The organism is Roseovarius sp. THAF9 (assembly GCF_009363715.1).
Taxonomy (GTDB): Bacteria; Pseudomonadota; Alphaproteobacteria; order Rhodobacterales; family Rhodobacteraceae; genus Roseovarius.
Genome location: NZ_CP045404.1, coordinates 2,399,614 through 2,423,685 on the forward strand (window position 1 = coordinate 2,399,614; position 24,072 = coordinate 2,423,685).

The 24,072-nt window shown below is 62.9% G+C and carries 22 protein-coding genes; 8 read left to right on the top strand and 14 right to left on the bottom strand.

Translation table 11 applies throughout. The features are described 5' to 3' along the window. Positions 1-211: 211 nt before the first annotated feature. Both FIU86_RS11925 and dusA read right to left on the bottom strand, forming a co-directional pair. Entirely contained in the window at positions 212-847 is a 636-nt protein-coding gene (locus tag FIU86_RS11925) for a hypothetical protein (protein ID WP_368373128.1), read from the bottom strand. A 143-nt stretch (positions 848-990) separates the two neighbouring features. Further along, the gene (dusA, locus tag FIU86_RS11930) at positions 991-1,998 is read right to left on the bottom strand and encodes a tRNA dihydrouridine(20/20a) synthase DusA (protein WP_152475286.1); all 1,008 of its coding nucleotides are present in this window, start codon (positions 1,996-1,998) and stop codon (positions 991-993) included. Between the two features lie 218 nt (positions 1,999-2,216). On the opposite strand from dusA, the gene FIU86_RS11935 reads away from it, so the two are divergent. The 5 genes from FIU86_RS11935 (at position 2,217) to FIU86_RS11955 (ending at position 7,587) form a co-directional block, all read left to right on the top strand. After that, complete coding sequence (locus FIU86_RS11935; RefSeq protein ID WP_254703819.1) at positions 2,217-3,467, top strand: site-specific integrase; 1,251 nt, start codon at positions 2,217-2,219, stop codon at positions 3,465-3,467. Positions 3,468-3,540: 73 nt separating this feature from the next. Further along, positions 3,541-3,795: a pyocin activator PrtN family protein gene (locus FIU86_RS11940; RefSeq protein WP_152475287.1), complete on the top strand. Its 255-nt coding sequence runs from the start codon at positions 3,541-3,543 to the stop codon at positions 3,793-3,795. 147 nt (positions 3,796-3,942) lie between these two features. Continuing rightward, entirely contained in the window at positions 3,943-4,830 is an 888-nt protein-coding gene (locus tag FIU86_RS11945) for a site-specific integrase (RefSeq protein WP_152475288.1), read from the top strand. A gap of 12 nt (positions 4,831-4,842) precedes the next feature. Next, entirely contained in the window at positions 4,843-6,033 is a 1,191-nt protein-coding gene (locus FIU86_RS11950) for an IS91 family transposase (protein ID WP_152475289.1), read from the top strand. A gap of 567 nt (positions 6,034-6,600) precedes the next feature. Then, positions 6,601-7,587: a LysR substrate-binding domain-containing protein gene (locus FIU86_RS11955; RefSeq protein WP_152475290.1), complete on the top strand. Its 987-nt coding sequence runs from the start codon at positions 6,601-6,603 to the stop codon at positions 7,585-7,587. A gap of 7 nt (positions 7,588-7,594) precedes the next feature. Here FIU86_RS11955 and FIU86_RS11960 read toward each other — a convergent pair whose 3' ends face one another. The 6 genes from FIU86_RS11960 to FIU86_RS11985 form a co-directional block, all read right to left on the bottom strand. After that, positions 7,595-8,851 (bottom strand): TRAP transporter large permease, encoded by a 1,257-nt coding sequence (locus FIU86_RS11960; protein WP_152475291.1) that lies wholly within the window; start codon positions 8,849-8,851, stop codon positions 7,595-7,597. 12 nt (positions 8,852-8,863) lie between these two features. Beyond that, entirely contained in the window at positions 8,864-9,439 is a 576-nt protein-coding gene (locus tag FIU86_RS11965) for a TRAP transporter small permease (RefSeq protein ID WP_152475292.1), read from the bottom strand. Further along, positions 9,439-10,404 carry a TRAP transporter substrate-binding protein gene (locus tag FIU86_RS11970; protein WP_152475293.1) on the bottom strand — a complete coding sequence of 322 codons (966 nt, stop codon included), beginning with the start codon at positions 10,402-10,404 and terminating at the stop codon, positions 9,439-9,441. The genes FIU86_RS11965 and FIU86_RS11970 overlap by 1 nt, the downstream gene beginning before the upstream one ends. A gap of 63 nt (positions 10,405-10,467) precedes the next feature. Beyond that, entirely contained in the window at positions 10,468-11,223 is a 756-nt protein-coding gene (locus FIU86_RS11975) for an SDR family NAD(P)-dependent oxidoreductase (protein WP_152475294.1), read from the bottom strand. A gap of 54 nt (positions 11,224-11,277) precedes the next feature. Next, the gene (locus FIU86_RS11980) at positions 11,278-12,309 is read right to left on the bottom strand and encodes a transketolase family protein (protein ID WP_152475295.1); all 1,032 of its coding nucleotides are present in this window, start codon (positions 12,307-12,309) and stop codon (positions 11,278-11,280) included. Beyond that, complete coding sequence (locus tag FIU86_RS11985; RefSeq protein WP_152475296.1) at positions 12,306-13,160, bottom strand: transketolase; 855 nt, start codon at positions 13,158-13,160, stop codon at positions 12,306-12,308. The genes FIU86_RS11980 and FIU86_RS11985 overlap by 4 nt, the downstream gene beginning before the upstream one ends. A 198-nt stretch (positions 13,161-13,358) precedes the next feature. Here FIU86_RS11985 and FIU86_RS11990 point away from each other — a divergent pair, with 198 nt between their 5' ends. From FIU86_RS11990 to FIU86_RS12005, 3 genes are all read left to right on the top strand, one after another. Then, the gene (locus FIU86_RS11990) at positions 13,359-14,519 is read left to right on the top strand and encodes a pyridoxal phosphate-dependent aminotransferase (protein ID WP_152477120.1); all 1,161 of its coding nucleotides are present in this window, start codon (positions 13,359-13,361) and stop codon (positions 14,517-14,519) included. 14 nt (positions 14,520-14,533) lie between these two features. Further along, positions 14,534-16,501: a transketolase gene (gene tkt / locus FIU86_RS11995; RefSeq protein ID WP_152475297.1), complete on the top strand. Its 1,968-nt coding sequence runs from the start codon at positions 14,534-14,536 to the stop codon at positions 16,499-16,501. 661 nt (positions 16,502-17,162) lie between these two features. After that, positions 17,163-18,026, top strand: coding sequence for an aldo/keto reductase (locus tag FIU86_RS12005; protein WP_152475299.1), 864 nt, complete (start codon positions 17,163-17,165; stop codon positions 18,024-18,026). 99 nt (positions 18,027-18,125) lie between these two features. Here FIU86_RS12005 and FIU86_RS12010 read toward each other — a convergent pair whose 3' ends face one another. From FIU86_RS12010 to FIU86_RS12035, 6 genes are all read right to left on the bottom strand, one after another. Beyond that, complete coding sequence (locus FIU86_RS12010; RefSeq protein WP_152475300.1) at positions 18,126-20,306, bottom strand: xanthine dehydrogenase family protein molybdopterin-binding subunit; 2,181 nt, start codon at positions 20,304-20,306, stop codon at positions 18,126-18,128. Positions 20,307-20,310: 4 nt separating this feature from the next. Continuing rightward, complete coding sequence (locus FIU86_RS12015) at positions 20,311-21,258, bottom strand: xanthine dehydrogenase family protein subunit M (protein WP_152475301.1); 948 nt, start codon at positions 21,256-21,258, stop codon at positions 20,311-20,313. Then, positions 21,255-21,902, bottom strand: coding sequence for an aldehyde dehydrogenase iron-sulfur subunit PaoA (gene paoA / locus FIU86_RS12020; protein ID WP_152475302.1), 648 nt, complete (start codon positions 21,900-21,902; stop codon positions 21,255-21,257). The genes FIU86_RS12015 and paoA overlap by 4 nt, the downstream gene beginning before the upstream one ends. A gap of 197 nt (positions 21,903-22,099) precedes the next feature. Continuing rightward, a complete protein-coding gene (locus tag FIU86_RS12025; RefSeq protein WP_152475303.1) occupies positions 22,100-22,495 on the bottom strand; it encodes a cupin domain-containing protein in 396 nt (131 codons plus the stop codon). An 11-nt stretch (positions 22,496-22,506) separates the two neighbouring features. Continuing rightward, the gene (locus FIU86_RS12030) at positions 22,507-23,151 is read right to left on the bottom strand and encodes an NADPH-dependent F420 reductase (RefSeq protein WP_152475304.1); all 645 of its coding nucleotides are present in this window, start codon (positions 23,149-23,151) and stop codon (positions 22,507-22,509) included. A 50-nt stretch (positions 23,152-23,201) separates the two neighbouring features. Then, the gene (locus FIU86_RS12035; protein ID WP_152475305.1) at positions 23,202-23,963 is read right to left on the bottom strand and encodes a carboxymuconolactone decarboxylase family protein; all 762 of its coding nucleotides are present in this window, start codon (positions 23,961-23,963) and stop codon (positions 23,202-23,204) included. Between the last annotated feature and the right edge of the window lie 109 nt (positions 23,964-24,072).

Here is a 24,072-nt window from a genome sequence, read left to right on the forward strand (position 1 = left end):
TTTTGCAAAATTCCGCGCCGCGCTCCGGCGTCACACCCAAAGCAACCGGTAAGGATACCGCAGCAACGATTGCGCCCCGGCAAACGCACCGAACGCTCTGTTCATTTCACCCTTCGGCCCATGCCACCGCCGCGATACCACTGACATACCGACGCCATACCGACATGCTTTTCGCAGTTTTCCCTGTGTTAACCTTCGAGTCGCCCAGTTCTCAGGGCGCGGTCAGCCACTGATCCCCCAAGGTCGGCCACTCCGGCCGGAAATAGACGATCATCCGCCCCTCGTCCGGGGCCTCCGCGCCATCCTCCCACGGCGCCACGCCATGCACCGCCAGCCGGTGCACCGCATAGGCCTCTCCCGGTTTCGCCGGCAGCAGAACCCTCTCGCAGGTGTCGAAAACCTCGCGACGCGCCGCCTTGTAGATATCCGTCAGGTCGACCCTGTCCCACGCCTCCGGCGGGACGCCTTGCAATGCCTCGGCAAACGCCGTGCGCATAATTTTATGACTGCCTTCCCAGACACTTAGCGGACTGGCCCCGGGACCGCACTCCGTCAACGGAAGCCCCAGGATATAGGCGTGCCGCTCCTTCAGAAACCGCCGCCTGTCCGGCCCTTCCAACAGCAACCCATCCACATGCGCCGCATCCCGCCGCAGCCTGTAGCCAAAGGCCGCTTCCCCCTCGCCGTCCTTGGGTCTGGGGTATCCGGGATACATCACCGATACCTGTCCCCGGTGTAGCGGCAGGCGGCCATATAGCTCCGATACAGCCTCCCATGCTTGCCCTGTCAGCGGGCCGGCCTCGCCCACTGTCCCATCGGGCGCGTTCGGTAGCGTATCGACACCCACAAACCACGTCCCTTCACAGTACATCCAGCGCTGCTCTCCGGGTGCCTTAACCCTTTCTTTCGCAACGCAAAACGCCGCCTCAGCCCAGGCTGCCACGGACGGATCAAACGCGAACCGCGCCCATCCTTTCCCAAGGAAATCCTTCACGCCGCAATCCCCGTCACCTGCGACAGTGCCTCCTCCACCAACGCCGTTCCGGCCCCCGGTTTGGTGGCGTTTTCCGACAGCATCCGACGCCATGCCCGCGCCCCCGGCTGACCCGCGAAAAGCCCCAGCATATGCCGCGTCACCTGATGCAGCTTACCCCCTGAAATCAAATGGTTTTCGACGTAGGGAAGCATGGCCTTCACCGCGTCTTCTCCCGTCCGGTCTGGCCCGGGCTCGCCGAACACACGCCGGTCCGCCGCGCCCAGGATATCGACCGGCCGGTGATACGCCGCTCGTCCCAGCATCACGCCATCGAACCCGGCCTCCAAGTGGGCCACCGCCGCATCCAGCGTCTCGACCCCGCCGTTCAGCGAGATATGCAAGTCTGGAAATTGCTCTTTCATTCGCGCCACCAGCGCGTAGTCCAAGGGCGGAATATCCCTGTTTTCCTTAGGGCTAAGCCCTTGTAACCACGCCTTGCGCGCATGAATGGTGAACCGCCGCACACCCGCCGCTCTGACCCGTTCCAGAAAACCGGGAAGCACGGTTTCGCTCACCTGATCGTCCACGCCGATCCGGCATTTTACCGTGACCTCCGTGTCCACCGCGCCGATCATCGCGGCGCAGCACTCGGCCACCAGGTCAGGCTGCTTCATCAGCACCGCACCGAAAGTCCCCGACTGCACCCGGTCGCTGGGACAGCCCACGTTCAGATTAATCTCATCATATCCCGCCTCGGCCCCCAACCGCGCCGCCTCGGCCAATTCGCCAGGCGCCGATCCGCCCAATTGCAAAGCCACGGGATGTTCCTCGGGCGCATGGTCCAAAAGATGCAACGCCCCACCGCGCACCAATGCCGGCGCGGTCACCATCTCGGTATAGAGCAAGGCGTTCCGCGACAATTGCCGATGCAGGAACCGGCAATGACGGTCGGTCCAATCCATCATGGGTGCCACGCTTAGCCGCGAAGAGACGCAAGCATCTGATTTTGCTTCACTAATCATCTTTAACCCATCAGCCTCTCAGCTTCGAAATCACTCCATTCCGCCGGGTTATGCCCTATTCTGCCAGGTTTCGCGAGCCGTGTTGCTACGGCGTAGCAACTCACAATGCCATCCGTCCAAGCGGGCGAGAGGCCCTCCAGTGCCGTCAGGTGTCCCGATTTCCGAGGTTTTGACCTCGGATCAACCTTCTGTCTGCAATCGACCAAGGAAGTCCAACCATGACCGCAAACATCATCCAGTTTCCAGGCAAGCAAGTGGCCGCACCGCTCCCAGCTCCTCTTAATGAAAAAGTGCGTGATGACAGCGCACCGACAAAGGTCCCGGCGAGGAGAGGCTCGAAGGCGCGATCAGATGGTCGCCGCATCAACCACTCTAAATATCGCAGTGTCGAACCAAACATTCAAAAAATTCCTGGCGAGGATGGCGGATGCTCCTATCGCGTCCAGATTCGCAAGACCGTTCAGGGAGAAAGCGTCAGCTTCACCAAGACCTTCTCCAAGCTTGCCATGGCGAGGAAATGGAAGAAACGGAAGCTCGCCGAAATCGAGCTCAATGGCGTTCAAGCGGTTTCGAAAAAAGGCGATACGGTAGCCCACGCGATCACGGCTCGCCTCGCAAAGCACAAGCATTTGGGCTCTTCTGCGAGGCAGCAACTCAACTGGCTGAAGAAAAGCGACTTCGGAAAGAAGAAGTTGACCGAGCTGTCGTTGGAAAGCCTAACCGACCTCGCAGACGACATGCTGGCAGAAGATCGGCAACCTCAAACGGTAGCCGGGTACCTTTCAATTCTCGTGAACACGCTCTACTGGGCGTCCAGGCGCAATTTCATCGTTCCTGTTGCCGCCCTAAAAGAGGCGATGGAACATATGTGGGAAGACGAGATACTCGCTCGCTCAGAGGAGCGGAATCGTCGGCCCACCATGGACGAGTTAGATAAAATTCTTGGGGCTGCGTGCGGGAACAAGCGACAGAAAATCCCTCTCGCAAAAATTATCGTCTTCGCGATCTTCAGTTGCCGGCGTCTCGGAGAAATATGCCGCCTCCGGTGGGAAGACCTGCGTATCGAGCAGAAGAAAATCCTTGTCCGAGACATGAAGCATCCGAGGAAGAAGAAAGGCAATGATGTATGGTGCAATCTGACCGACGAAGCGCTTGCCGTCATCCTGTCGATGCCCCGCGAAGGAGACTTCATATTCCCGTTTAACGCGCGGTCCGTCGGAGCAGCATGGCGTCGTCATCGCGTCCGGCTCAATATCCGAGATCTCCGGTTCCACGACCTTCGGCATGAAGGCATCACCAGGCTCTTCGAAATGGGAATGCCCGCAGCCTTCGTCGCCAAGCATTCAGGACACAAGAACGGTGGATGCCTCTATCGCTACGAACATGTCGAAAAAGAAGGCGACAAATTCGCTGGATGGCAATGGAGCCATTGGGCAACCAGAGGGAGTGCAAACATAGTATTCCGATGATGCCGGAAACTTCTGCTTCCTCGGCTGGACAGAATGAACCCACTTCCTGAGCACCCTGAAAACGGAGGCTCAGATGGATACCTTGGAATTGCTCCTGAAACACTTCAATTTCCTGCCTTTCATTTCTCTTCAAGAGGCAGGAACCCTTTGGGGGCACACGGAGAAGACTATGAAGGAGAAAATCGACGCCGGAGATATACCCCTTCCCTACTTCACTCCCGACGGCAAACAAAAGTCGGTCAAACTTGTACGCTTAAAGACGGTTGCCAGAATACTGGACCAAAGAGCGACCGAAGCAGAGCGAGAGTTCGAGAAGCTTTGGACCTGAGTGTTGGAAGGGCGGACGGACGAAGCCGCTATCGCGGCAATGGCGCTTTTGGCTGGCGCTATGAGCCGCCCCTCACGGCGCGAATTTTGCGATCTCGCTGACCTGACTGACGATTGAGGTTTCTCAATCTGATGACAGGAGGATCTCATGAAGGAGGAGAAGACCACACCGCTGCGCGAGCGGATGATCGAGGACATGCGCATTCGTGGAATGTCACCGAAGACCCAGCAAGGCCATATCAGGGCGGTCCGGTACTTTGCAGAGTTCATCGGGCGCTCACCGGACACCGCGACGCCGGACGAGCTTCGCGCGTATCAGCTCCATATGACAGATACTGGCGTCTCGACTGGGGTGTTCAACGCGAGGATCGTATCGCTGCGGTTCTTCTTCGGCATGACCTGCGGGCGTGAAGAGATGAAGCGGTACATGCAGTTCCGGCGCAAGGCGAAGAAGCTGCCGGTTGTCTTGAGCGTCGAGGAGGTTGGCGACCTATTGGCGGCGGTTCCGGGGCCGGGGCTGAAGTATCGCGCGGCCTTGGGGATCAGCTATGGCGCTGGCTTGCGCGCATCCGAGGTCTGCAATCTCAAGGTCTCGGATATCGACAGCGACCGGATGCTGATCCATGTCGACGAGGGCAAGAATGACAAGGATCGCAAAGCGATGCTGTCTCCCGCCCTACTTGACTTGCTCCGCGATTACTGGCGGGAAGCTCGGCCAGAGGGATGGCTGTTTCCGGGCAAGCCAAAGATCATGGCTCTGTCGCCGCGCCAACTGAACCGTGCGTTCACGTCCGCCAAGCACATGGCTGGGATCAACAAGCCGGCGACGCTGCATACCTTACGGCATAGCTTTGCTACGCATCTGCTCGAGGCGGGAACGGATGTCCGGGTGATCCAGGTGCTTTTGGGACATTCCAAGCTCAGCACGACGGCGCGCTACACGCATGTCGCGACCAAGACCATTCGCGGCACGGTCAGCCCCTACGAGATGCTGGAAAAGCTCCAGGATCATACCGTCAGGCGGGGACTTGAGTAGCGGCCCCGGCGGTTGCCGCGCCCGCGGTTAGAGATCGCTGATATCTTCCGGAGCTATGGTCCCGCATATAGAAGGGCTAATGCAGGTCACATCAGTCTCGGCCAACTCAAGGTGATGTCGGCGATTGAAGCCTGCCGAACAGAAGCTCTCGGCGGGCATGTGGCAGGTTGCGCAAAATGCGGCCACCATCACATCGCGTATAACAGCTGCAAGAACCGGCATTGTCCCAAGTGCCAGGGCCCCGCCGCGCGGGACTGGATGGAAGCGCGCGCTGAAGATTTGCTGCCGGTCGAGTACTTCCACGTCGTCTTCACGTTGCCCGCAGAGATCGCCCGCATCGCGTACTGGAACCCAAAGGCGGTCTACAGCCTGTTGTTCCGCGCGTCGGCAGAAACGGTGATGACAATTGCCTCTGATCCCGAGCGCCTTGGGGCGAAGGTCGGCATGACCAGCGTTCTTCACACCTGGGGCTCTGCACTGACGCACCATCCGCACATCCACATGATTGTCCCAGGCGGTGGCTTGTCACCGGACGGTGCCAGATGGGTGGCCTGCACGCCAGGGTTCTTCCTGCATGTGCGCGTTTTGGCGCGCCTGTTCCTGGATGGCATTCTCGAGTTGCACCGCGCTGGCCAACTCACTTTCTTCTTTGGCGATCTCGCCTACCTGGCGCAAGCGGATGCCTTCGCGAAGTGGCTTGCCCCGCTCCGCAAAACCGACTGGGTGGTCTATGCCAAACCTCCGTTCGGCGGGCCTGAGGCTGTGCTGGCCTACCTGAGCCGTTACACCCACCGGGTCGCGATCTCGAACCATCGACTGGTCAGTGCGGATGCCGATACCGTCGCGTTCCGCTGGAAGGACTATCGTATCAAACGTGGTGACCGTCAAAAGGTCATGCGTTTGGCAACGCCCGAGTTCATCCGCCGCTTCCTGATGCATGTTCTCCCGGACGGGTTCCATCGCATCCGGCACTACGGCCTGTTGGCCAGTGCGGCGCGCAAAACAAACATCACCAAAATCCGAGCCATACTGGGCGTCCAACTCGCCGAACAAACCTCTGAACCTGAGCCAGATCCCGATATCATCCCTCTTACTTTGCGCGAGCCATGCCCCTGCTGCGGCGGCGACATGCGCATCATCGAGATCTTCCGGCACGGTCAGATACCACAGTCACGCGCGCCACCACGGGAGCAAGCCGCATGATCAACTGCGTTAACACTCACTTCGATACGCTCCGACCGTCTTCGGCTGATCGGTCCAAATCGCTTGCAGTCATCATCCAAATTGATGGTCTTAATTGCATCGTCAGCGCTCGATCTATGGAATGCTCACGATCCAGGTGCCGAAAAATGACTGCGGCAAGCGCTTCAAACACAGTCGACCGCCCACTCGTGGCTAAGTCAGCCTCATCCGCCAGCACTCTTTCCCCATAAACCACAACCAGCCCCCGCGGCTTCCTCCTTCCGAGGTTTGTCAACGCGGGCCGCACGCCTCGCGGAAAGGAAATGTTGCGCCCCGGCCCGCATCGAAAAACCTTCAGGGAATCGGAAGTTCGCTGTGGATACCAGATAGACAAGTTTAACCGCCGAAAGCTGACATTCACAAAGGAACTTCGCTCCAAATGATTTGTGAGCGTAAAACTTTGCGCCGTTTGTTGTCGCCCCAATAAGTTTGGGATGCGATTTTGACGTTTTTCGTTTCCTGTGGGCACACTTCACTGCACCGTCGTCGCGATAGCAATTGAAGGTGTCACGCTGTAAGCATGAACATATGCGCGATATCAACCTCAAAGCGACCGAATATTTCGAAGCTGTTGCCCGCCTTGGGACCGTCACCAAGGCGGCGCAGGAGCTCGGCGTGTCGCCCTCGGCTGTGAGCCAGCAGATCGGCGCGCTCGAAGCGCAGTTCGGCGTGAAGCTTTTCCGACGTGAGAAGCGGCGTCTGATCCTGACCCTTGATGGCGACCGTCTCTTCCAAACGACCACGCAGGCTTTCGGCGCGCTACGTAACGCACGCAGCGCCATCGGTCGGCAACGCGACATGCGCAGCCTCACGATCCGGGTCAGCCCCAGTTTCGGGGTGCGCTGGCTTGGGCCGCGCATCGCCGATTTCGCCAATCGAAACACGGATTGGAACATCCGGATCGACGCCACCCCCGATTTCACCGCCTTCGAGACCGAGGCGGTGGACCTTGACTTGCGCTATGGCATCGGAAGCTGGGCGGGATTGACCGTCGAGCCGGTGATGAACGATCTCGCGCTGCCGATGTGCAGCCCCGACTATCTCGATCGGCTGAGCGGGACCGGTCACGAATTGCCCACGCGCTTGCGCGAGGCGCGACTGATCGACAGCGTCAAAACGCTTTATCGCTGGGATTTCTGGCTGGCGGCTATGCGCACCGAAGTGCCGGACGTGGTCTATCCCTTCCGCTTCGATCGCTCGTCCATGTCGATCGAGATGGCCAAGCAGGGCGGCGGGGTGGCACTGGATAGCGCCGTCCTCTGCGCGGGCGAGCTGGAGCGTGGCGAGCTCGTGCCCTTCGCGGCGTCCTGCCCGGTGATCGACTTTCCGGCCTACTGGGTGGTCTGCCCGCCCCGACATCTCAATCGTCGGATCGTCAACCGCTTCGCCCATTGGCTGACCGACGAGGCCCGCGCCCATGAGGTGCGCACACGCCGGATCCTCGAAGGCCTCGGATGCACCTTCCAGGTGGCGGAGCTGTCGGAAATGGCCGAGGTTCACCCCACGGCGCTCTGAGTGCGCTTTAATATATGGTCAGTGCGGGAATAAAGGAGATCGCCATCAGCACCGCCAACGCCACGAGGTAGAAGGGCACCAGCGCCTTTACCACCTCGCCGATCCCGACCCGGGCAATGGCTGACGATATGAAAAGCGTCGTGCCCACGGGCGGCGTATAAAGCCCGATCGAGAGGTTGACGACCATCATCAGCCCCAGCTGCACTGGGTCGAGCCCGATTGCCTGCCCGATGGTGACAAAGAGTGGCCCGAGGAGCAGCACCGCCGCCGGAAGATCGAGAAAAGCTCCGACGACAAGCATCACGAGGTTGAGCGCCAGGATTACCATCCACGGCTCGCGGATTGTCTCTGCCACCCAAACAGCAAGGTCCTGCGGCACGCGCTCGGCGGTCAGCACCCACTGGATGGTTGACGAGGCCATGATTATGATCATCACAGCGCCGGTCATCATCGCTGTGTTGGTCAGCGCATCCCATATGCCCTTCCAGCTCAGGTCGCGATAGACCAGACCGCTGACGGCAAAGGCATAGCCCACAGCCATGACGCTCACCTCGGTCGGCGTGGCCACGCCGAAGCGCAGCGTGCCGATGACGAATACCGGCATTAAAAGCGCGGGTATCGCGGCGAAGATCTGGCTCTTGAACGCCTTGAACCCACCTTCGAGCGGCGAACGCGGCAGGTCCTTGCGTTTTGCCACCAGCCACACGGTCAGGAACATGCCGATGCCAAGCATAAGACCCGGCAGAATTCCCGCGATGAAGAGATCTACAATCGAGGTGTTCGAGACGAGCCCGTAAAGGATAAGCGGGATCGACGGCGGAATAAGGACCGAAACCGTCGAGGAAGCCGAGTTGACCGCCGCCGCGAAGCCGCCCGGAAAGCCCTGCTGCTTTTGCACCGGGATGAGCGCATTACCCAGCGCCGAGGCATCCGCCACGGCAGACCCCGACACGCCGCCGAACATGACAGAGCCGATGATCGAAACCTGGCCCAGTCCGCCTTTGAAATGCCCGACAAGAAGCCGCGCGATATTGACCAGGTAGACACCGAACCGGCCCGACATCATCAGGTTGCCCGCAAGGATGAAGAACGGAATCGCCAGCATCGGAAAGCTCTGCGTCGGCGTATAGAGCCGCTGTGCGATCACCGCCATCGGCTTGCCATCAAGCCAGAGAGCCGCGGCCACACCGCCCAGCATCGCATGCGCCACAGGCACCGAGATGGCGAGGCAGATCATGAAGACCCAGATCATCGTTGCGGACATGACATGCGCTCCTCAGCTCAGGCTCTTGTTGGCCGGGTCGTCCTGCCTTGGCGCGCCTTCGATCAACAGCTGAGCGGCGTGCAACACGCCGATTACGCTCATCGCGCCGAATGCATAGACCAGGCTGGAGTAGCCCCAGATCTGCTTGATGCCCAAGGTGGACAATCGCTGGAACTGCGAGGCTTTGAGAATGGGTTGGCTGGACCACAGGACACTGACCGAAATGACGACGACCAGCACGTTGACCAGCAAAAGCAGCGCCAGTCGACTCCGCTGGTTCAGCATGTTGGGCAGTAGCGCGATCGCGATATTGCGCCCTTGCGCGGCGGCGATCACGATGCCGCCCGCTACCAGCCACGGTAGCAGGACGGCGTGGATTTCATAGGCCCAGGGGATGCCCGATCCGAAAGCATAGCGCAGCACGACATTCGTGAAGAGCGCGAAGAACATCACGGCCAGCGTGGCAACCGCGATGATCTTGCCGCTCCATTCGAAGGCCGAGACCACACCCAGCACGGCGCGCGGGAAAGGGCGTGCACGCCCTTTCCCGACTTCGTGCGAAGGCTTCTTGGAGCCCCCCGTGCTCATTACTGACCCGCTGCTTCTTTCAGAGCCGCGACGAGTTCAGGGAAGTCGGCAGCGTACTTGTCGTAGACAGATGCCGTCGCTTCGATGTAGGCATCGCGGTTCGCGTCGGCGAATGTCGCGCCTTCCTCTTCCATTTTGGGCTTGAGGGTCTGGTCGCCCTCTTGCGACATTTCCCGCTGCAGTTCGCCCGCCTCGGCAGTGGCCTCGATCGCGCAGGTTTGGGTCTCTTCATCAAGGCCTGACCACCAGGCAAGGCCGGCGACGACCGGGGTCGACTCGTATTTGTGGCCGGTCATGGTCACGTAGGGGGTGATCTCGTGCAGCTTGGCCGAGTAGATGTTTGTCAGCGGGTTTTCCTGCCCGTCAAACACGCCCGACTGAAGTGCCGTCGGCAGTTCCGACCATGCCAGCGGCGCGGGTGCGGCGCCGAGCGCCTCGAAGATGTCGACGGTCATCTGGTCCGGAGGCGTGCGGATTTTCATGCCGGCAAGGTCCGAAGGCTCCGACACGTTCTTGGAAACATGGGTGATGTTGCGAATGCCATTGTCCCAGAAGCCAAGGATCTTGAGGCCCGAGTCCTGTGCGCGGGCGTCCAGCATTTCGCCCACTTCGCCATCAAGCACCTTCCAAGCTGCGGGCAGATCCTCGAAGAGGAACGGCAGGCCCAGAAGACCGATTTCCGGCACGATCTGGCTCATGGCACCTTGGCTGTTGGCCGAGATCTGTATGACGCCAGCCGTGGCCGAGGTCAGCATCTCAACGTCATTGCCCATCATCGCCGAGGGTGCCACGTTGACCGAATGGTTGCCGCCGGTGCATTCGGCGAACACTTCGGCCCATTTCTCGGCGGCGACGTAACGCGGATTACCCGGGTTCGCGCCGTGGGCGAAGATCACTTCTTCCGCCTGCGCGGTTGTGGCGATAGCTGTGGTTGCGGCCAGAATGGCCAGGAGCTTGGTCTTCATGGTGATTCCTCCCTTTTCGAAGACTGCAGAAAGTGCCCCCGCTCCTCAACGGGGAGTGGTGGATCAGTGAATGAGCGATCCCCCATTCACATCGACTTCGGTACCGGTGCAGTAGGCCGACAGCTCGGACGCCAGGAACAGCGCGCAGCCCGCCACGTCCGACGCCTCGCCGGCGCGGCCCATGGGGATGCCGTCGAGCACCATCTGGCGCATCTCGGGCGTCAGCTTGCCAGCGGTGATGTCGGTTGCGATGAAGCCCGGGCAGATCGCGTTCGCGCGCACGTTGTCGGGCGCCAGTTCGCGTGCCATCGCCTTGGTCAGACCCAGAACGCCCGCCTTGGCCGCCGAGTAGTGCGGGCCGCCAAAGATGCCGCCACCACGCTGAGCGGAGACGGAAGACATATTGACGATCGAGCCCGCTTTCTGTGCCCGCATGGTCGGGATGACGGCCTGGCTCATGTAGAGCGTGCCGCGCAGGTTCACGTCCGTCACGGCGTCGTAGTTGTCCGGGCCGATCTCCATCAGCTTGAGCGGCTGGGTGATCCCGGCGTTGTTCACAAGGATGTCGATCCGCCCGAAGGCTTCCAGCGTGGCCTGCGCCACGGCTTTGCAGGCCTCAGGATCGACCACGTTTCCGGCAACACCGATATGGCCCTTACCCGGCACGTCGCTCGCCGCGGCCTTGGCCTGCGCCTCGTCCAGGTCCATCACCACAACCGTTGCGCCATGCTCGGCAAAGAGCTGCGCCGTGGCCTTGCCCAGGCCGCGCGGGCTCGCCGCGCCGGTGATGATCGCAATTTTTCCGTCCAAAAGGCCCATAGCCCCTGTCTCCTCCGAAGTGTTGTCTTTTGCCCGCCGCGGCGGGGCGACCGGTTAAAGCCAGCCCTTGATCTGGTTGGCCACGGCCTCCACCGACAGCCCGTACATGTCGTGCAGCGTCGGCAGCGCACCGGCCTCCAGAAACTCATCCGGCAGGCCGATCATGCGGAAGCTCGGCGTCACGCCAGCGGTCAGCAGAGTGCGCGCCACGGCTTCGCCCAGACCGCCATTGACCGTGTGGTTCTCGGCACTGACCACCAGGCGCCCTCCACGCGCGGCCTCGGCCACGATGGTGTCGACATCGAGCGGCTTGATCGTCGGCACGTGCAGCACGCCCACATCGACATTGTCGGCGGCCAGCTTCTCGGCCGCATCCAGCGCGCGCATGGTCATGATGCCCGTGGATACAACCAGCACGTCGCGACCCTCGCGGATCATCTGCGCCTTTCCCAGTTCGAACTTGTAGTCCGGCTTGTGCCGGGTCAGCACCGACGGCACCTTGCCGCGCAAGAGGCGCGCATAGACCGGCCCGTCATGCGCTACCATCGCGGGCACCATCCCGGCCACGTCGTCGGCATCGCAGGGGTCGATCAGCACCATGTTGGGCAGGCCCCGGAAAATCGCCAGGTCCTCGGTCGCCTGATGGCTCGGGCCATAGCCCGTGGTCAGTCCCGGAAGCGCGCAGGCGATCTTGACCGGCAGGTTTTCCTCGGCAATCGCCATCGCGATAAAGTCATAGGCCCGGCGCGAGGCGAAGACGGCATAGGTGGTGGCGAAGGGAATGAACCCCTCGCGCGCCAGACCGGCAGCAGCGGAAAAGAGCACCTGCTCGGCCATGCCCATCTGGTAGAACCGCTCGGGCATCGCGTTGGCAAAGATGTGTAGGTCGGTGTATTTCGACAGATCCGCCGAAAGACCGACGATGCGCTCGTCGCGCTTGGCCAGATCGACCAGCGCATGACCGAAGGGCGCAGGCGTGGTGTCGTAGCCTTCGGCTGCCAACGACGCGATCATCGCGGTGGTCGCGACCTTTGTGTCCGGGACCTTGCGGGGCTCGTATTTGCGGGCCATGGAGGCGAGCGTCATTGCGGCTTTCCTTCTTCCAGAACGGTGAGCGCTTTGGACCATTCATCGGCCTCGACCCGAACGAAGTGGTTGCTTTCGCGGGCTTCCAGGAAATTGACGCCCTTGCACATGGTGGTGTTGCAGATGATGACGCGCGGCTTGGGCTGCTTGAGTTCGCGCGCGGTGTCGAACGCCGCGACCAGCGCATCGAGGTCGTTGCCGTCCACCTCCTGCGCGTGCCAGCCGAACGCCTCCCACTTGGGGGCCTCGTCGCCCACGGCCAGCGCGTCGCGGGTGTGCCCATCGGCCTGTTGGTTGTTGAAGTCGACGATGCAGATGAGGTTGTCGAGCCCCCATTGCGTAGCCGACATCACCGCTTCCCAGGTCGATCCCTCGCCCAGTTCGCCATCCGACATCAGGTTATAGACGAAGGCCGGGTTCTTCTTGCGCTTGAGACCCAGCGCCATGCCCACGGCGATGCCCAGCCCGTGGCCGAGCGAGCCGCCCGTAATCTCCATCCCCGGCGTGTAGGACGCCATGCCTGACATCGGCATGCGCGAATCGTCCATACCATAGGTCTCCAGCTCGTTCTCGGGCAGGACCCCGGCCTCCATCAACGCGGCATAGAGCGCAATGGCGTAGTGGCCAATCGACAGCAGGAAACGGTCGCGGCCTTCCCATTCGGGGTCTTCGGGACGGTATTCAAGCGCGTGAAAATACGAGGTCGCCAGCACGTCGGCGATGCCTAGAGCCTGGCCGATATAGCCCTGACCCTGCACTTCTCCCATCAGGAGCGACTTGCGGCGGATGTTCCAGGCCCGCAACTCCAACGACATGTTGGAAAGCGCAGTGGCGCGTGGTTGTGCAGTCATGATGTCCTCCCGGTCTGCTGACCCTCGGCAGGACCCTAACAGCGCGGAACCGCCATGGATTGTACGAAAATTGCAATACCTTGTTAGCAAAACTTAACAACATCCCGTCGCGACCTGCGTTAGGACAGCAAAGACTCCGCACGCGCGCCTTTTCGCGCCCTTGGCGGTATCGCAACGGGAGGACACCCAGTGTCGCAGATGATTTTCGCCGACCGCCAGTCGCGGCTGGGCACCGAATCGGCCTTTACCGTCTTGGCCCGCGCCGGAGCCTTGGCTGCCGAGGGCCGCGATATCATCAACCTCGGCATCGGCCAGCCGGATTTCCAGACGCCGCCCCACGTGGTCGAGGCCGGGATCAAGGCACTGCGCGACGGGCATCATGGCTACACCCCCGCCAACGGCATCCCGGTCCTGCGCGAGGCCGTCGCCGCCGACCTGCACCGCCGCCATGGGGTCGAGGTAAATCCGGACAACGTCGTCATCGTGCCCGGCGGCAAGCCCACCATGTTCTTCGCCGTGATGATGTTCGGGCAGCCGGGAACAGAGATTCTCTATCCCGATCCCGGCTTTCCGATCTACGAAAGCGTGATCCGCTACTCGGGTGCCACGGCGGTGCCGCTGCCCCTGTCCGAGGATACCGGCTTTGCCTTTTCCGCCGAGTCGTTGCTGGCCAAGATCACCCCGCGCACGCAGCTTATCATCATCAACAGCCCCGCGAATCCGACCGGCGGCGTGACGCCGCGCGCCGAGATCGACGCGCTGGTGGCCGGTCTCGCCGATCATCCACACGTTGCCGTTCTTTCGGACGAGATCTACAGCCAGATGCTCTATGAAGGGCGCGAGCATGTCTCGCTCCTTCAATATCCCGAAATCCGTGACCGCCTGATCGTGCTTGACGGCTGGTCCAAGACCTATGCGATGACTGGCTGGCGGCTGGGCTACGCGGTCTGGCCCGATAGGGCGGTCGAGGGCGCAACACGACTGGCGATCAACGATCATTCATGCGTCAACGCGTCGGCGCAATATGCCGGGCTCGCAGCGCTCACCGGCTCGCAGGACGCGGTGCAGGAGATGATGACGCGCTTCGACCAACGCCGCCGGGTGATCGTCAAGGCCTTGAATGACCTGCCGGGCGTGCGCTGCGCCGATCCCGCCGGGGCCTTTTATGCCTTTCCCAATATCACCGGCACCGGCCTTACATCCCGCGCCGCACAAGACCGTATCCTGACCGAGGCGGGCGTCGCCACAATCGCTGGCACCGCCTTCGGCCAGCATGGCGAGGGATTCCTGCGCCTCTCCTACGCCAATTCCACCGACAACATCCTCGACGCGATCCACCGGATCCGCGCGATCCTCTGACCGGGACCAGATCCATGACCGATATCCAATCCATGGCGAACGCCATACGTTTTCTCGCCCTCGACTCGATCCTGAACGCGGGCGAAGGCCATCAGGGCGTGCCCCTCGGCATGGCCGAAATCGCCGCCACGCTCTACGCTCGCCACCTAAAGGTCGACCCCGCCAACCCGCTCTGGCCAGACCGCGACCGCGTGGTGCTGTCGAACGGCCACGGATCAATGCTGCTCTATACGCTGCTGCACCTCGCGGGATACGCGCATGTCACCACTGACGCGCTCAAGACCTTCCGCCGCCTTGGCTCGGTCTGCGCCGGCCATCCCGAGATCGAGCAGGAGGCCGGGATCGAGATCACTACCGGTCTACTGGGCCAGGGCATCGCCAGCGCCGTGGGCATGGCCGTTGCTGAGGCACGGCTGGCCGCCCGCTTCGGGCCGGAGGTCGTGGATCACCGCACTTGGGCCTTTGTCGGCGATGGCTGCTTTCAGGAGGGCATGGGCCAGGAAGCGATCTCGCTCGCCGGGCATTTGCAACTGGGCAAGCTCACCTTCCTATGGGACGATAACCACATCACTGATGACGGCGACACCGAGCTGTCGATCAGCGAGGATGTTCCGGCTCGCTTCCGCGCCGCAAGCTGGCATGTCGAAGAGGTGAACGGGCATGATATCGAAGCGATCTCGAGCGCGATGGACGCGGCCAAGGCCGATCCGCGCCCGTCCATGATCGCTTGCCGCACGATCATCGCCCGGGGCATCCCGCGCCTTCAGGGTCAGCGCGGCGGGCATAGCGCGCCGCTTCTGCCGTCCGACGCCACCGAGGCTCGCGAAACGCTCGGCTGGGATCATCCGCCCTTCCACGTCCCCGAGACTGTCCGCGCGGATTGGGACGCCGCCATGGCGCGCGGCGCCGAGGCCCTCAGCGCGTGGCAGACCCGCCTGATGGCCCACCCAGAGCAGGCCGAGTTCGACCGCTGGATCACCGGGACGCTGCCCGCGGACTGGTCTGACGTGGTGCAAAAGATAACCTCGGCACAAGCGGCGGACAGCACCGCCCGCCCCACGATCACCTCCTCGGGCGACACCTGCGACGCGCTGGCCGCACCGGTGCCGGAAACCATGGTGCTTTGCGCCGACCTGGAGGCGCCGACCAACCATAAACGGCACCGCCACGCCTTCACCGCTCGAGACAGATCAGGCTCTTACGTCCATTGCGGCGTGCGCGAGCATCTGATGGGAGCGATGTGCAACGGGATCGCCGCACACGGCGGGTTGCGCGCCGTCAACGTCACCTACCTTGCCTTCGCCGATTACGAGCGTCCGGCGATGCGCATGGCCGCGGTCATGGGCTTGCCGGCGCTATTCGTTTTCAGCCACGACAGCATCGGCGTGGGCAGCAACGGGCCGACGCACCAGCCGGTGGAGATCCTCGCCAGCTTCCGCGCCATGCCCAACATGCGCGTCTTCCGCCCGGCCGATGCGGTGGAAACCGCCGAAGCGTGGGATATCGCCCTGCGCACGACCGATGGTCCCAGCCTCTTTGCACTCTCCAAGCAACCAGCCGAACAGGGCCACCGTATGCCCGGCGAAAACCTCAGCGCACGCGGCGCCTACGTGTTGCAGGAGGCTGACGGCCCTCGCGACGTCACGCTTCTGGCCACCGGCACCGAGGTGGGCCTCGCGCTGCAAGCCCGCGCCGCACTGGCCGAGCAGGGAGTCGCCGCCGCCGTGGTCTCCATGCCCTGCTGGGAACTCTTCGAGGCGCAGGCACGGGACTATCGCGATGCCGTACTGGGCGATGGGCCTCGGATTGGCGTCGAGGCCGCGATGCTCTTCGGCTGGCAACGATGGCTGCGGCCCACGGATTCCTTCGTCGGCATGACGGGGTTCGGTGCGTCTGATAAGGCCGACACGCTCTATGCGCATTTCGCCATCACGGCCGAGCGCATCTCTGCGGAGGCAATGTCCCTCGTTGGGAAATCATAATCTGGATCAAAAATGAAATGGCCGATCTGATCGATTCATACAAGTTCGGATCCGTAGTTGGCGGAGTCCGAGCCAATTTTGGCTACATAGACACACGTGTTCTCGGCGGGATATTGCGCTGTCGTGTCTGACGTCAGCATCGAGCCTAAAATGACCGCGGCGTGCTCAGCCGAGATCGCTCTTGCAGCGGGGCGCGCCTGGTCGGGGGCGCAATCGAAAATTCTGCTTCCATTGGCCATGTCACGGATTTGAGCCGCTCCCTTGACCATTTATCCCTCTGGCAAAGGAGAACGCAGACGCCTGCGGGCCGCCACGGTTCGAGCGCCGTTGATTGGCGACAGCGCAGCCGCATCATTTATGAAATCCGCTCATGTGTGACGTGCACCAGAAGCTTATTCCATTCCGCCCCGGGGAACACGATGTCCTGTCTCGTAACGGAGCGAATTTCCGTTCCCTTCTGTCGAGGAGATTCTGCATGAGACATGCACCGACCGCCGCGCCGCTTGACGGCCTCGCACTTCTTTCCGCAACCGCCACGACGCAGGGCGTTGCCGCCAACTCGACTGACTGAGAAACGGCGGCCCTTCCGTCCGACAACCTAACGGACGGTCCGGTCTGGATTGAGCGAGCGGGCCGACACTATGAAGAAAGGAAACCCAACATGATCCTACAAAGCACCTACACCCTGCCCAACGGCGTCGAGATCCCAAAGCTGGGCCTTGGCACCTGGTTCATCGACGACGACAAGGCTGCCGATGCGGTGAACGCCGCCGTCGAGATCGGCTACCGCCACATCGACACCGCCCAGGCCTATGGCAACGAACGCGGCGTGGGCGACGGCATCCGCAACGCCTCCGTGCCTCGCGAGGAACTCTTCGTGGTGACCAAGCTGGATGCCGGCATCAAGGACTTTGAGACTGCCAAGTCCTCGGTCGACAGCTCGCTGAAGACGATGGGGCTCGATTATATCGACATGATGATCATCCACAGCCCCCAGCCATGGGAAGATTTCGGCGGGTCCGACCGCTATTTCGAAGGCAACCTTGCGGCGTGGAAGGCGCTGGAAGAGGCGTATGAGGCGGGCAAGCTGTGCGCCATCGGCGTGTCGAACTTCCAGAAAGAGGACCTCGACAACCTGCTCGACAACGCCACGGTGAAACCGATGCTGAACCAGATCCTCGCGCATGTCAGCAACACGCCCTTCGACCTGATCGACCACACCCGTTCCAAAGGGCTCGTGGTAGAGGCCTACTCGCCTGTCGGCCACGGCCAGATTCTCGACAACGCCGAGATCGGCGAAATGGCCGGCAAGTACCGTGTCACCGTCCCGCAGCTCTGCATCCGTTACCTGCTGCAACTTGGCCTGCTGCCGCTGCCGAAAACGGCGAACCCCGATCACATGCGGAACAACGCCGATCTGGACTTCGCGATTTCGGACGCCGACATGGAAACCCTGAAGAACGCGAAGCCCATCGAGGATTACGGCGACGCGAGCATCTTCCCGGTCTACGGCCGCAAAATGTAAACGGAATACCCCCTGCTGCGACACGCGGCAGGGGGCGAGGATCAAGGCCGCAAGGGCCTGATGGATGCAAGGGGCGGACACCGGGTCCGCCCTTTGAATTTAGACCGTGGGCAACTGGTCGATGAACTTGTCCAGCGTGACCGGATAGTCGCGGACGCGGACGCCCGTGGCGTTGTAGACGGCATTGGCCACGGCGGCAGCGACGCCGCAGATACCAAGTTCGCCCACGCCCTTGGCCTTCAGCGGCGTCGAGATCGCGTCGAGCGTGTCGAGGAAGATGACCTCCTGATCGGGGATGTCCGCGTGGACCGCGACCTCGTACCCGGCGAGGTCGTGATTGGCGAAGAACCCGCGCCCGGTGTCCAGCGCCATCTCTTCGGACAGCGCCGCGCCGACACCCATGGTCATGCCGCCGATGACCTGGCTGCGGGCGGTGATGGGGTTCAGGATCCGCCCCGCATCCGCGACTGCCAGCATTCGGCGCATTCGGATCTCGCCGGTGCCGACATGCACGCCCACCTCGACGAAATGGGCACCGAACGTGGCAAGGACATAGTCCTGCTTGAACGCGCCCCATTCCATCGTGTCCGTCGCCTCAAGCTCGCCCTCGAGATCGGCCAGCGCCATGTCGGTGTCGCCGTCCGTCACGCGGCCCTCGCGGAACTCGGGGGTGTCCAGCCCCAGCCGCTCGGCGATCTGCTGGCGCAGCCCGATGCAAGCCGCATAGACACCGGCTGTCGAACTTGCCGCCCCGAACTGACCGCCGGAGCCGGAGGAAACCGGATAGGCGCTGTTGGCCAGCCGAACCTCGACCGCGTCGAGCGGCAGGCCAAGGCACTCTGCCGCGGTCTGCGCCAGGATGGTGTAGGAGCCGGTGCCGATGTCGGTCATGTCGGTCTCGATCACCAACTGTCCGCCGGACAACCGCACCGTCGCGCCCGAGGCCAGCGTGGGCGCGCCGCGATAAGCGCCGGCCATGCCGTACCCGATCAGCCACTGACCCTCGCGACGGCCGCCCGGCATCTCGTTGCGCTCCGACCAGCCAAAGGCCTCCGCCCCCCGCTCCAGGCACGCGACGAAATTACGATCCGAGAATGCCTGTTCCGACTTCGACGGGTTCACCTGCGTGTCGTTGACGATGCGCAGTTGCACCGGGTCCATGCCCAGCGACTCGGCCAGCTCGTCCATGGCGATTTCCAGCGCCATCAACCCCGAGGCTTCGCCGGGGGCCCGCATGTCCGAGGCTTCGGGCAGCGGCATCTCGACGATATGGTGCTGCACGCGCAGGGCCGGTGACGCATAGAAGAAAGGCGTCTGCGCCGTGGCATTCTCGCCCCGTCCCCCCGGCAGAGAATGCGAAGCCGCCTCGTGCCAGATCCCCTGAAGCCGCCCGTCGGCATTGGCGGCAAGCCGGATCCGCTGGACGGTCGCGGAGCGGTGCGTGGAATTGTTCATCATCATCGGTCGGGGCATCGCCAGCCGCACCGGCGCTCCTACCGCGCGCGACCCGAGGGCCGCGAGCACGGCGTCCGCCCGGAGCCAGAGTTTGCCGCCAAAGCCGCCGCCCACATAGGGGCTTTCCACCCGGATGCTGTCCGGCTCGATTCCGAAATTGGTCGCCAGCGCCTGCCGGTTCCACTCGATCATCTGGTTCGAGGTCCAGACGGTCATCTCCTCGCCATCCGACCAGTCGACGATGGAGGCGAAAGGCTCCATCATCTGGTGGCTCTCGGACGGGGTATGATACATCTGGTCGACAACTGCGGCAGCGTCGCGGAACGCGGCATCCACGTCGCCCACCATCGTGCCCGGCTCGCCCGTGCCTTCCAGCCGCTCGAAGGCCGCGTCCAGGTCGTAATCAGCCGGATCGCCCTCCTCGTAATCGACCTCGATCAGCGCGGCCGCGGCGCGCGCCTGCTCGAAACTCTCTGCCACGACCACGGCGATCGCCTGGTGGTAATGTTCGATGATATCGCCGCCGAAAAGACGCGCAACGTTGTAATTCCAGATACCCAGCGGCTCGATCTCGAGCGTCGTCACGACACCCCGGACACCGGGCGCGTTCCGCGCGGCTTCAGCGTCTATGGCGGTGATGCGCCCGTGCGAGATGCCGGCGACGACCGGATACCCATAGAGCTGGCCCGGCACCACGTCATGCCGTTCATGGGCGTAAGGGGCGGTGCCGGTCACCTTTAGCGGGCCGTCGATGCGGTGCGCGGGCCGGCCGACGATGCGGGCATTGTCGAACAGGTTCTGTCCTGCGGGTTCGGTGAACTGCATGGGGTTACTCCTCTGCCAGCATGGCGGCGAGCGTCCGCTCTGCCAGGGTGATCTTGAAGGCGTTCTCTTCGGTCGGGCGCGCACCTTCCAGCAGGCTGGCCATCACCGCGCGAGCACCGTTCGGCAGTTCAGCATCGGCCGCGTTTGACCGCCAGGGTTTCGGCGCGACCCCGCCCAGCGCGACGCGGCCCGTGCCGTCCGGCTGACGGATTAGCGCCACGGACACCAGCGCAAAGGCATAAGAGGCCCGGTCACGCGCCTTGTGATAGGCCTGCGTTCCGCCGATCGGCGCCGGAAGGGTGACATGGGTGATCAGCTCACCCGGCATAAGCGCCGTTTCGACCTCGGGCGTGTCGCCCGGCAGCAGGTGGAGATCCTCCAGCGCGATACGGCGCGTCATGCCCGTGGGGGTCACCGTTTCGACCGTGGCATCCAACACGCGCATCGCGACGGCCATGTCGGAAGGATGGGTTGCGATGCAAGCGTCCGATGTGCCGATGATTCCCAGCTGACGTGAAAACGCGCCCTCGGTCAGCGCACCGCACCCCGATCCGGGCGCGCGCTTGTTGCAGGGCGTCGCCGTGTCATAGAAATACGGGCAGCGCGTGCGTTGCAGCAGGTTCCCGCCGGTTGTCGCCTTGTTGCGCAACTGGCCCGACGCGCCAGCGGCCAGCGCCCGCGTCAGGACCGGATAGTCGCGCCGGATCCGCATGTCGGCCAGCAGATCGGTGTTCGACACCAGCGTGCCGATGCGCAACCCGCCGTCCTCGGTCTCCGTGATCTCGTCCAGTCCAAGACCGTTCACGTCGATCAGGTGGGCCGGCGTCTCGATCTCCAGCTTCATCAGGTCCAGCAGGTTCGTCCCGCCCGCGATGAACTTCGCGCCGTCTGCTTCGGCTGCGCGGGCGGCGGCTGCGACATCAGCCGGCTTTTCGTAGGAAAACGCTCTCATGTCTGCTCCTCCGCGGCTTGGGTGATGGCGGCGAGGATGTTGGCATAGGCCCCGCAGCGGCAGATATTGCCGGACATCCGCTCGCGGATCTCACTGTCGGTCATGGCGATCTCGGCCGTCAGGTCGGCGGTGACGTGGCTGGGAATGCCTGCGCGGATCTCCTCGATCACCTTGCGGGCGGACGAAATTTGGCCCGGTGTGCAATATCCACACTGAAAGCAGTCGTGTTCGACAAAGGCGGCTTGCATCGGCTCCATCTGATCGGGCGTGCCGAGCCCCTCGATCGTTTCCACCTCGTCACCGTCATGCATGACGGCAAGGCTCAGGCACGAATTTATCCGCGCGCCGTTGACGGTGCATGTGCACGCCCCGCACTGGCCGTGATCACACCCCTTCTTGGTGCCGGTCAGGTGCAGATGCTCACGCAGGGCATCAAGCAGCGTGACGCGGTTATCGACGGTCATCTCCTGCGGCGTGCCGTTGACCGTGACGGTGATGTCGGTCGTCTCGGGGCCTGCCGGCGCGGTTTCGTTGTCCGTCTGTGCGCCGACGCTCCCGCCGACACCGGCTCCAAGTGCGGCGGCAGCCGTGCCAACCAGCAGCGTTCTGCGCCGGAGTTCGAATTCGATGGGGGGCGGGCTCATATGAGTTTCCTTCCTGACCTGTCTTTCAATCGTATCGATGTTCACGTAGCACCACCGCCGAAGCTGCACAGGCTACGGCAGGCGATAGCACCGATGAACCGGGCTCATGAGTTGACCGACACGGAGCCGCGGGTTCGCCGCCCGGTTTCGTGGCAGGGCGGCGTCGGGCTTCATGCTCGGCGGAATATGACGCCGGATCAGCCGTTGTAATCGGCGTCCGCAACCTTCTCCAGCCACGTGACCGGCGTCCCGCCGATGCTTTCCTGGATGGCGATGTGGCTCATCGCCGTGTCTGCATCGGCTCCGTGCCAGTGCTTTTCGCCGGCGGGAAACCAGACCACGTCGCCCTGGCTGATTTCTTCGACCGGTCCGCCGTCGCGCTGAACGCGCCCGCGGCCGAACGTGACGATCAGCGTCTGGCCTGCGGGGTGTGTGTGCCAGGCGGTTCGGGCGCCGGGCTCGAAGGTGACATGCGCGCCGCTGGTGCGGCCGGGTTCCTCGGCCTGGAACAGCGGGTCGATGCGAACGGTGCCGGTGAAATAGTCTTCCGGTCCCGGATTGGACGGCGAGCTGCCGGAGCGGGTGATCTTCATGTCTTTTCCTTTCACTGCGCAGCGCGCAGTTTTTCGAAACGGTAGGTCAGGGCCGGACCGCCGGGCTGGCCATAGGCCAGTTCGGCGGTGACCATGGCAAAGGGCTCGACGAAGCGAGCGGTGCGCAAACCACCGGCCTCCAGCGGCTCGAAGCCCGCATCGCGGATCAGGCCGCGTGCGACCTCCTTTGCGCCCTCGTCGTCGCCATAGGTAAGAACCTGCGGCCGCAGCGGATTGTTCCTGCGGTCAAAGACCGGTCCGAAGGCCTCCGAGGGCACGGTGTTGAAGCACGACACCCACCGGGCGCGCGGCCGCAACGCCGCCAGTTCCTCGGCCCCCGAGGTGGTGGTTCCGACGACAAGGTCGGTATTGCTGTCATCGAGCGGCACGCAGCAATTCAGCACGACCGCGCCGTCCAGGTTTCCTGCCTTGTCCAGTGCATCACCGATGCGCGACCAGTGCACGGCAAGCAGAACCGCATCGGCCCCGGACACGGCCTCTGCCACGCTGCCATGCGCAGCGCCTGCGTCCCGCGCCAGCCGGTCAAGCTTTTGCGCGCTGCGCGAATACGAGAACGTGACCCCATGCCCGCTGGCGGCCCAGAGCCGCCCAAGCTGCGATCCCATCAGCCCGCTTCCGATGATGCCGATCTTCATTCCGTTCTCCTGTTGATGAACCGGCGGGGGCAGTCCCCGCCGGCAAAGGCTCAGTCAGAGCGGTTCGCGAACACGTCCTTGGCCACCGGCATCGCCGAGAAAACGCGCGGCCAGCCGGTGTAGAAAGCCAAATGCGACAGCATCGCGCCCGCTTCCTCCTGCGTCAGGCCGTTGTCCATGGCGCGGTTCAGGTGAAAGGTCATTTGCTCGGGCTGACCGGCGGCGATCAGCGCGGCAACTGTAACGAGGCTGCGGTCCCGCGGCTCCAGCGCCGGGCGCAGCCACAGGTCGAGGAAAAGCAGCTGCTCGGTGTTGTCCACGACGCCTTGGCTGACTTCGCCATACGTGCCCTGAACGTGCTCCTGACGGGACGCTTCGGCCTCTTCGTTCAGCGGCAGAAGCTCCGGATCGACGTCCGGCAGGTCCTCGGCGCTCACGCCGCGCTCCTCGTAGACCGGAGCGGCGGCCTCGGCGGCAGCGGTGGCGTTGCCCCAGCCGGAATAGAACGCAAGATGCGTGATCGTCTCGGAAATCTCGGCGGGCGTCACACCGGCATCAAGCGCGAGGGCGACGTAATCGCCCAGGTCTTCCGTTTCGTGCCGGGTCATCATGGCGGCGAGGGTGATCAGGGAACGGTCGCGCACGGACAGGTCTTCGGACTGCCACACGGAGCCGAAGAGGGAGTCCTGGGAATAGGCCTCCAGCGCGGGGGCCACGCTGCCGACCGCGTCTGGAAGTGTTTCAGCCGGTGTCTGCGCCGAGGCGGATGCGGCGAGAAGGGACATGGCGGAAGCGGCAAAATGCGTCTTCATGGGGAAAACCTTTCGGATCATGTTGTAACTGCCCCATGATCTGGTCGCTTCGGCACAAAGGTTAATGCCGCCCGTCCCCAAGCCACTCATGAGCTTGGCTCATGAGCTC

Coding starts and splice junctions, on each gene's coding strand:
- FIU86_RS11980 (WP_152475295.1), bottom strand. CDS start 12,309: ATGACGCTCGCCTCCATGGCCCGCAAATACGAGCCCCGCAAGGTCCCG.
- FIU86_RS11970 (WP_152475293.1), bottom strand. CDS start 10,404: ATGAAGACCAAGCTCCTGGCCATTCTGGCCGCAACCACAGCTATCGCC.
- FIU86_RS11960 (WP_152475291.1), bottom strand. CDS start 8,851: ATGTCCGCAACGATGATCTGGGTCTTCATGATCTGCCTCGCCATCTCG.
- FIU86_RS11940 (WP_152475287.1), top strand. CDS start 3,541: ATGGATACCTTGGAATTGCTCCTGAAACACTTCAATTTCCTGCCTTTC.
- FIU86_RS11955 (WP_152475290.1), top strand. CDS start 6,601: ATGCGCGATATCAACCTCAAAGCGACCGAATATTTCGAAGCTGTTGCC.
- FIU86_RS11985 (WP_152475296.1), bottom strand. CDS start 13,160: ATGACTGCACAACCACGCGCCACTGCGCTTTCCAACATGTCGTTGGAG.
- dusA (WP_152475286.1), bottom strand. CDS start 1,998: ATGATTAGTGAAGCAAAATCAGATGCTTGCGTCTCTTCGCGGCTAAGC.
- FIU86_RS12010 (WP_152475300.1), bottom strand. CDS start 20,306: ATGCAGTTCACCGAACCCGCAGGACAGAACCTGTTCGACAATGCCCGC.
- tkt (WP_152475297.1), top strand. CDS start 14,534: ATGACCGATATCCAATCCATGGCGAACGCCATACGTTTTCTCGCCCTC.
- FIU86_RS11945 (WP_152475288.1), top strand. CDS start 3,943: ATGAAGGAGGAGAAGACCACACCGCTGCGCGAGCGGATGATCGAGGAC.
- FIU86_RS12025 (WP_152475303.1), bottom strand. CDS start 22,495: ATGAAGATCACCCGCTCCGGCAGCTCGCCGTCCAATCCGGGACCGGAA.
- FIU86_RS12015 (WP_152475301.1), bottom strand. CDS start 21,258: ATGAGAGCGTTTTCCTACGAAAAGCCGGCTGATGTCGCAGCCGCCGCC.
- FIU86_RS12035 (WP_152475305.1), bottom strand. CDS start 23,963: ATGAAGACGCATTTTGCCGCTTCCGCCATGTCCCTTCTCGCCGCATCC.
- FIU86_RS11990 (WP_152477120.1), top strand. CDS start 13,359: ATGATTTTCGCCGACCGCCAGTCGCGGCTGGGCACCGAATCGGCCTTT.
- FIU86_RS12005 (WP_152475299.1), top strand. CDS start 17,163: ATGATCCTACAAAGCACCTACACCCTGCCCAACGGCGTCGAGATCCCA.
- FIU86_RS12030 (WP_152475304.1), bottom strand. CDS start 23,151: ATGAAGATCGGCATCATCGGAAGCGGGCTGATGGGATCGCAGCTTGGG.
- paoA (WP_152475302.1), bottom strand. CDS start 21,902: ATGAGCCCGCCCCCCATCGAATTCGAACTCCGGCGCAGAACGCTGCTG.
- FIU86_RS11975 (WP_152475294.1), bottom strand. CDS start 11,223: ATGGGCCTTTTGGACGGAAAAATTGCGATCATCACCGGCGCGGCGAGC.
- FIU86_RS11965 (WP_152475292.1), bottom strand. CDS start 9,439: ATGAGCACGGGGGGCTCCAAGAAGCCTTCGCACGAAGTCGGGAAAGGG.
- FIU86_RS11935 (WP_254703819.1), top strand. CDS start 2,217: ATGACCGCAAACATCATCCAGTTTCCAGGCAAGCAAGTGGCCGCACCG.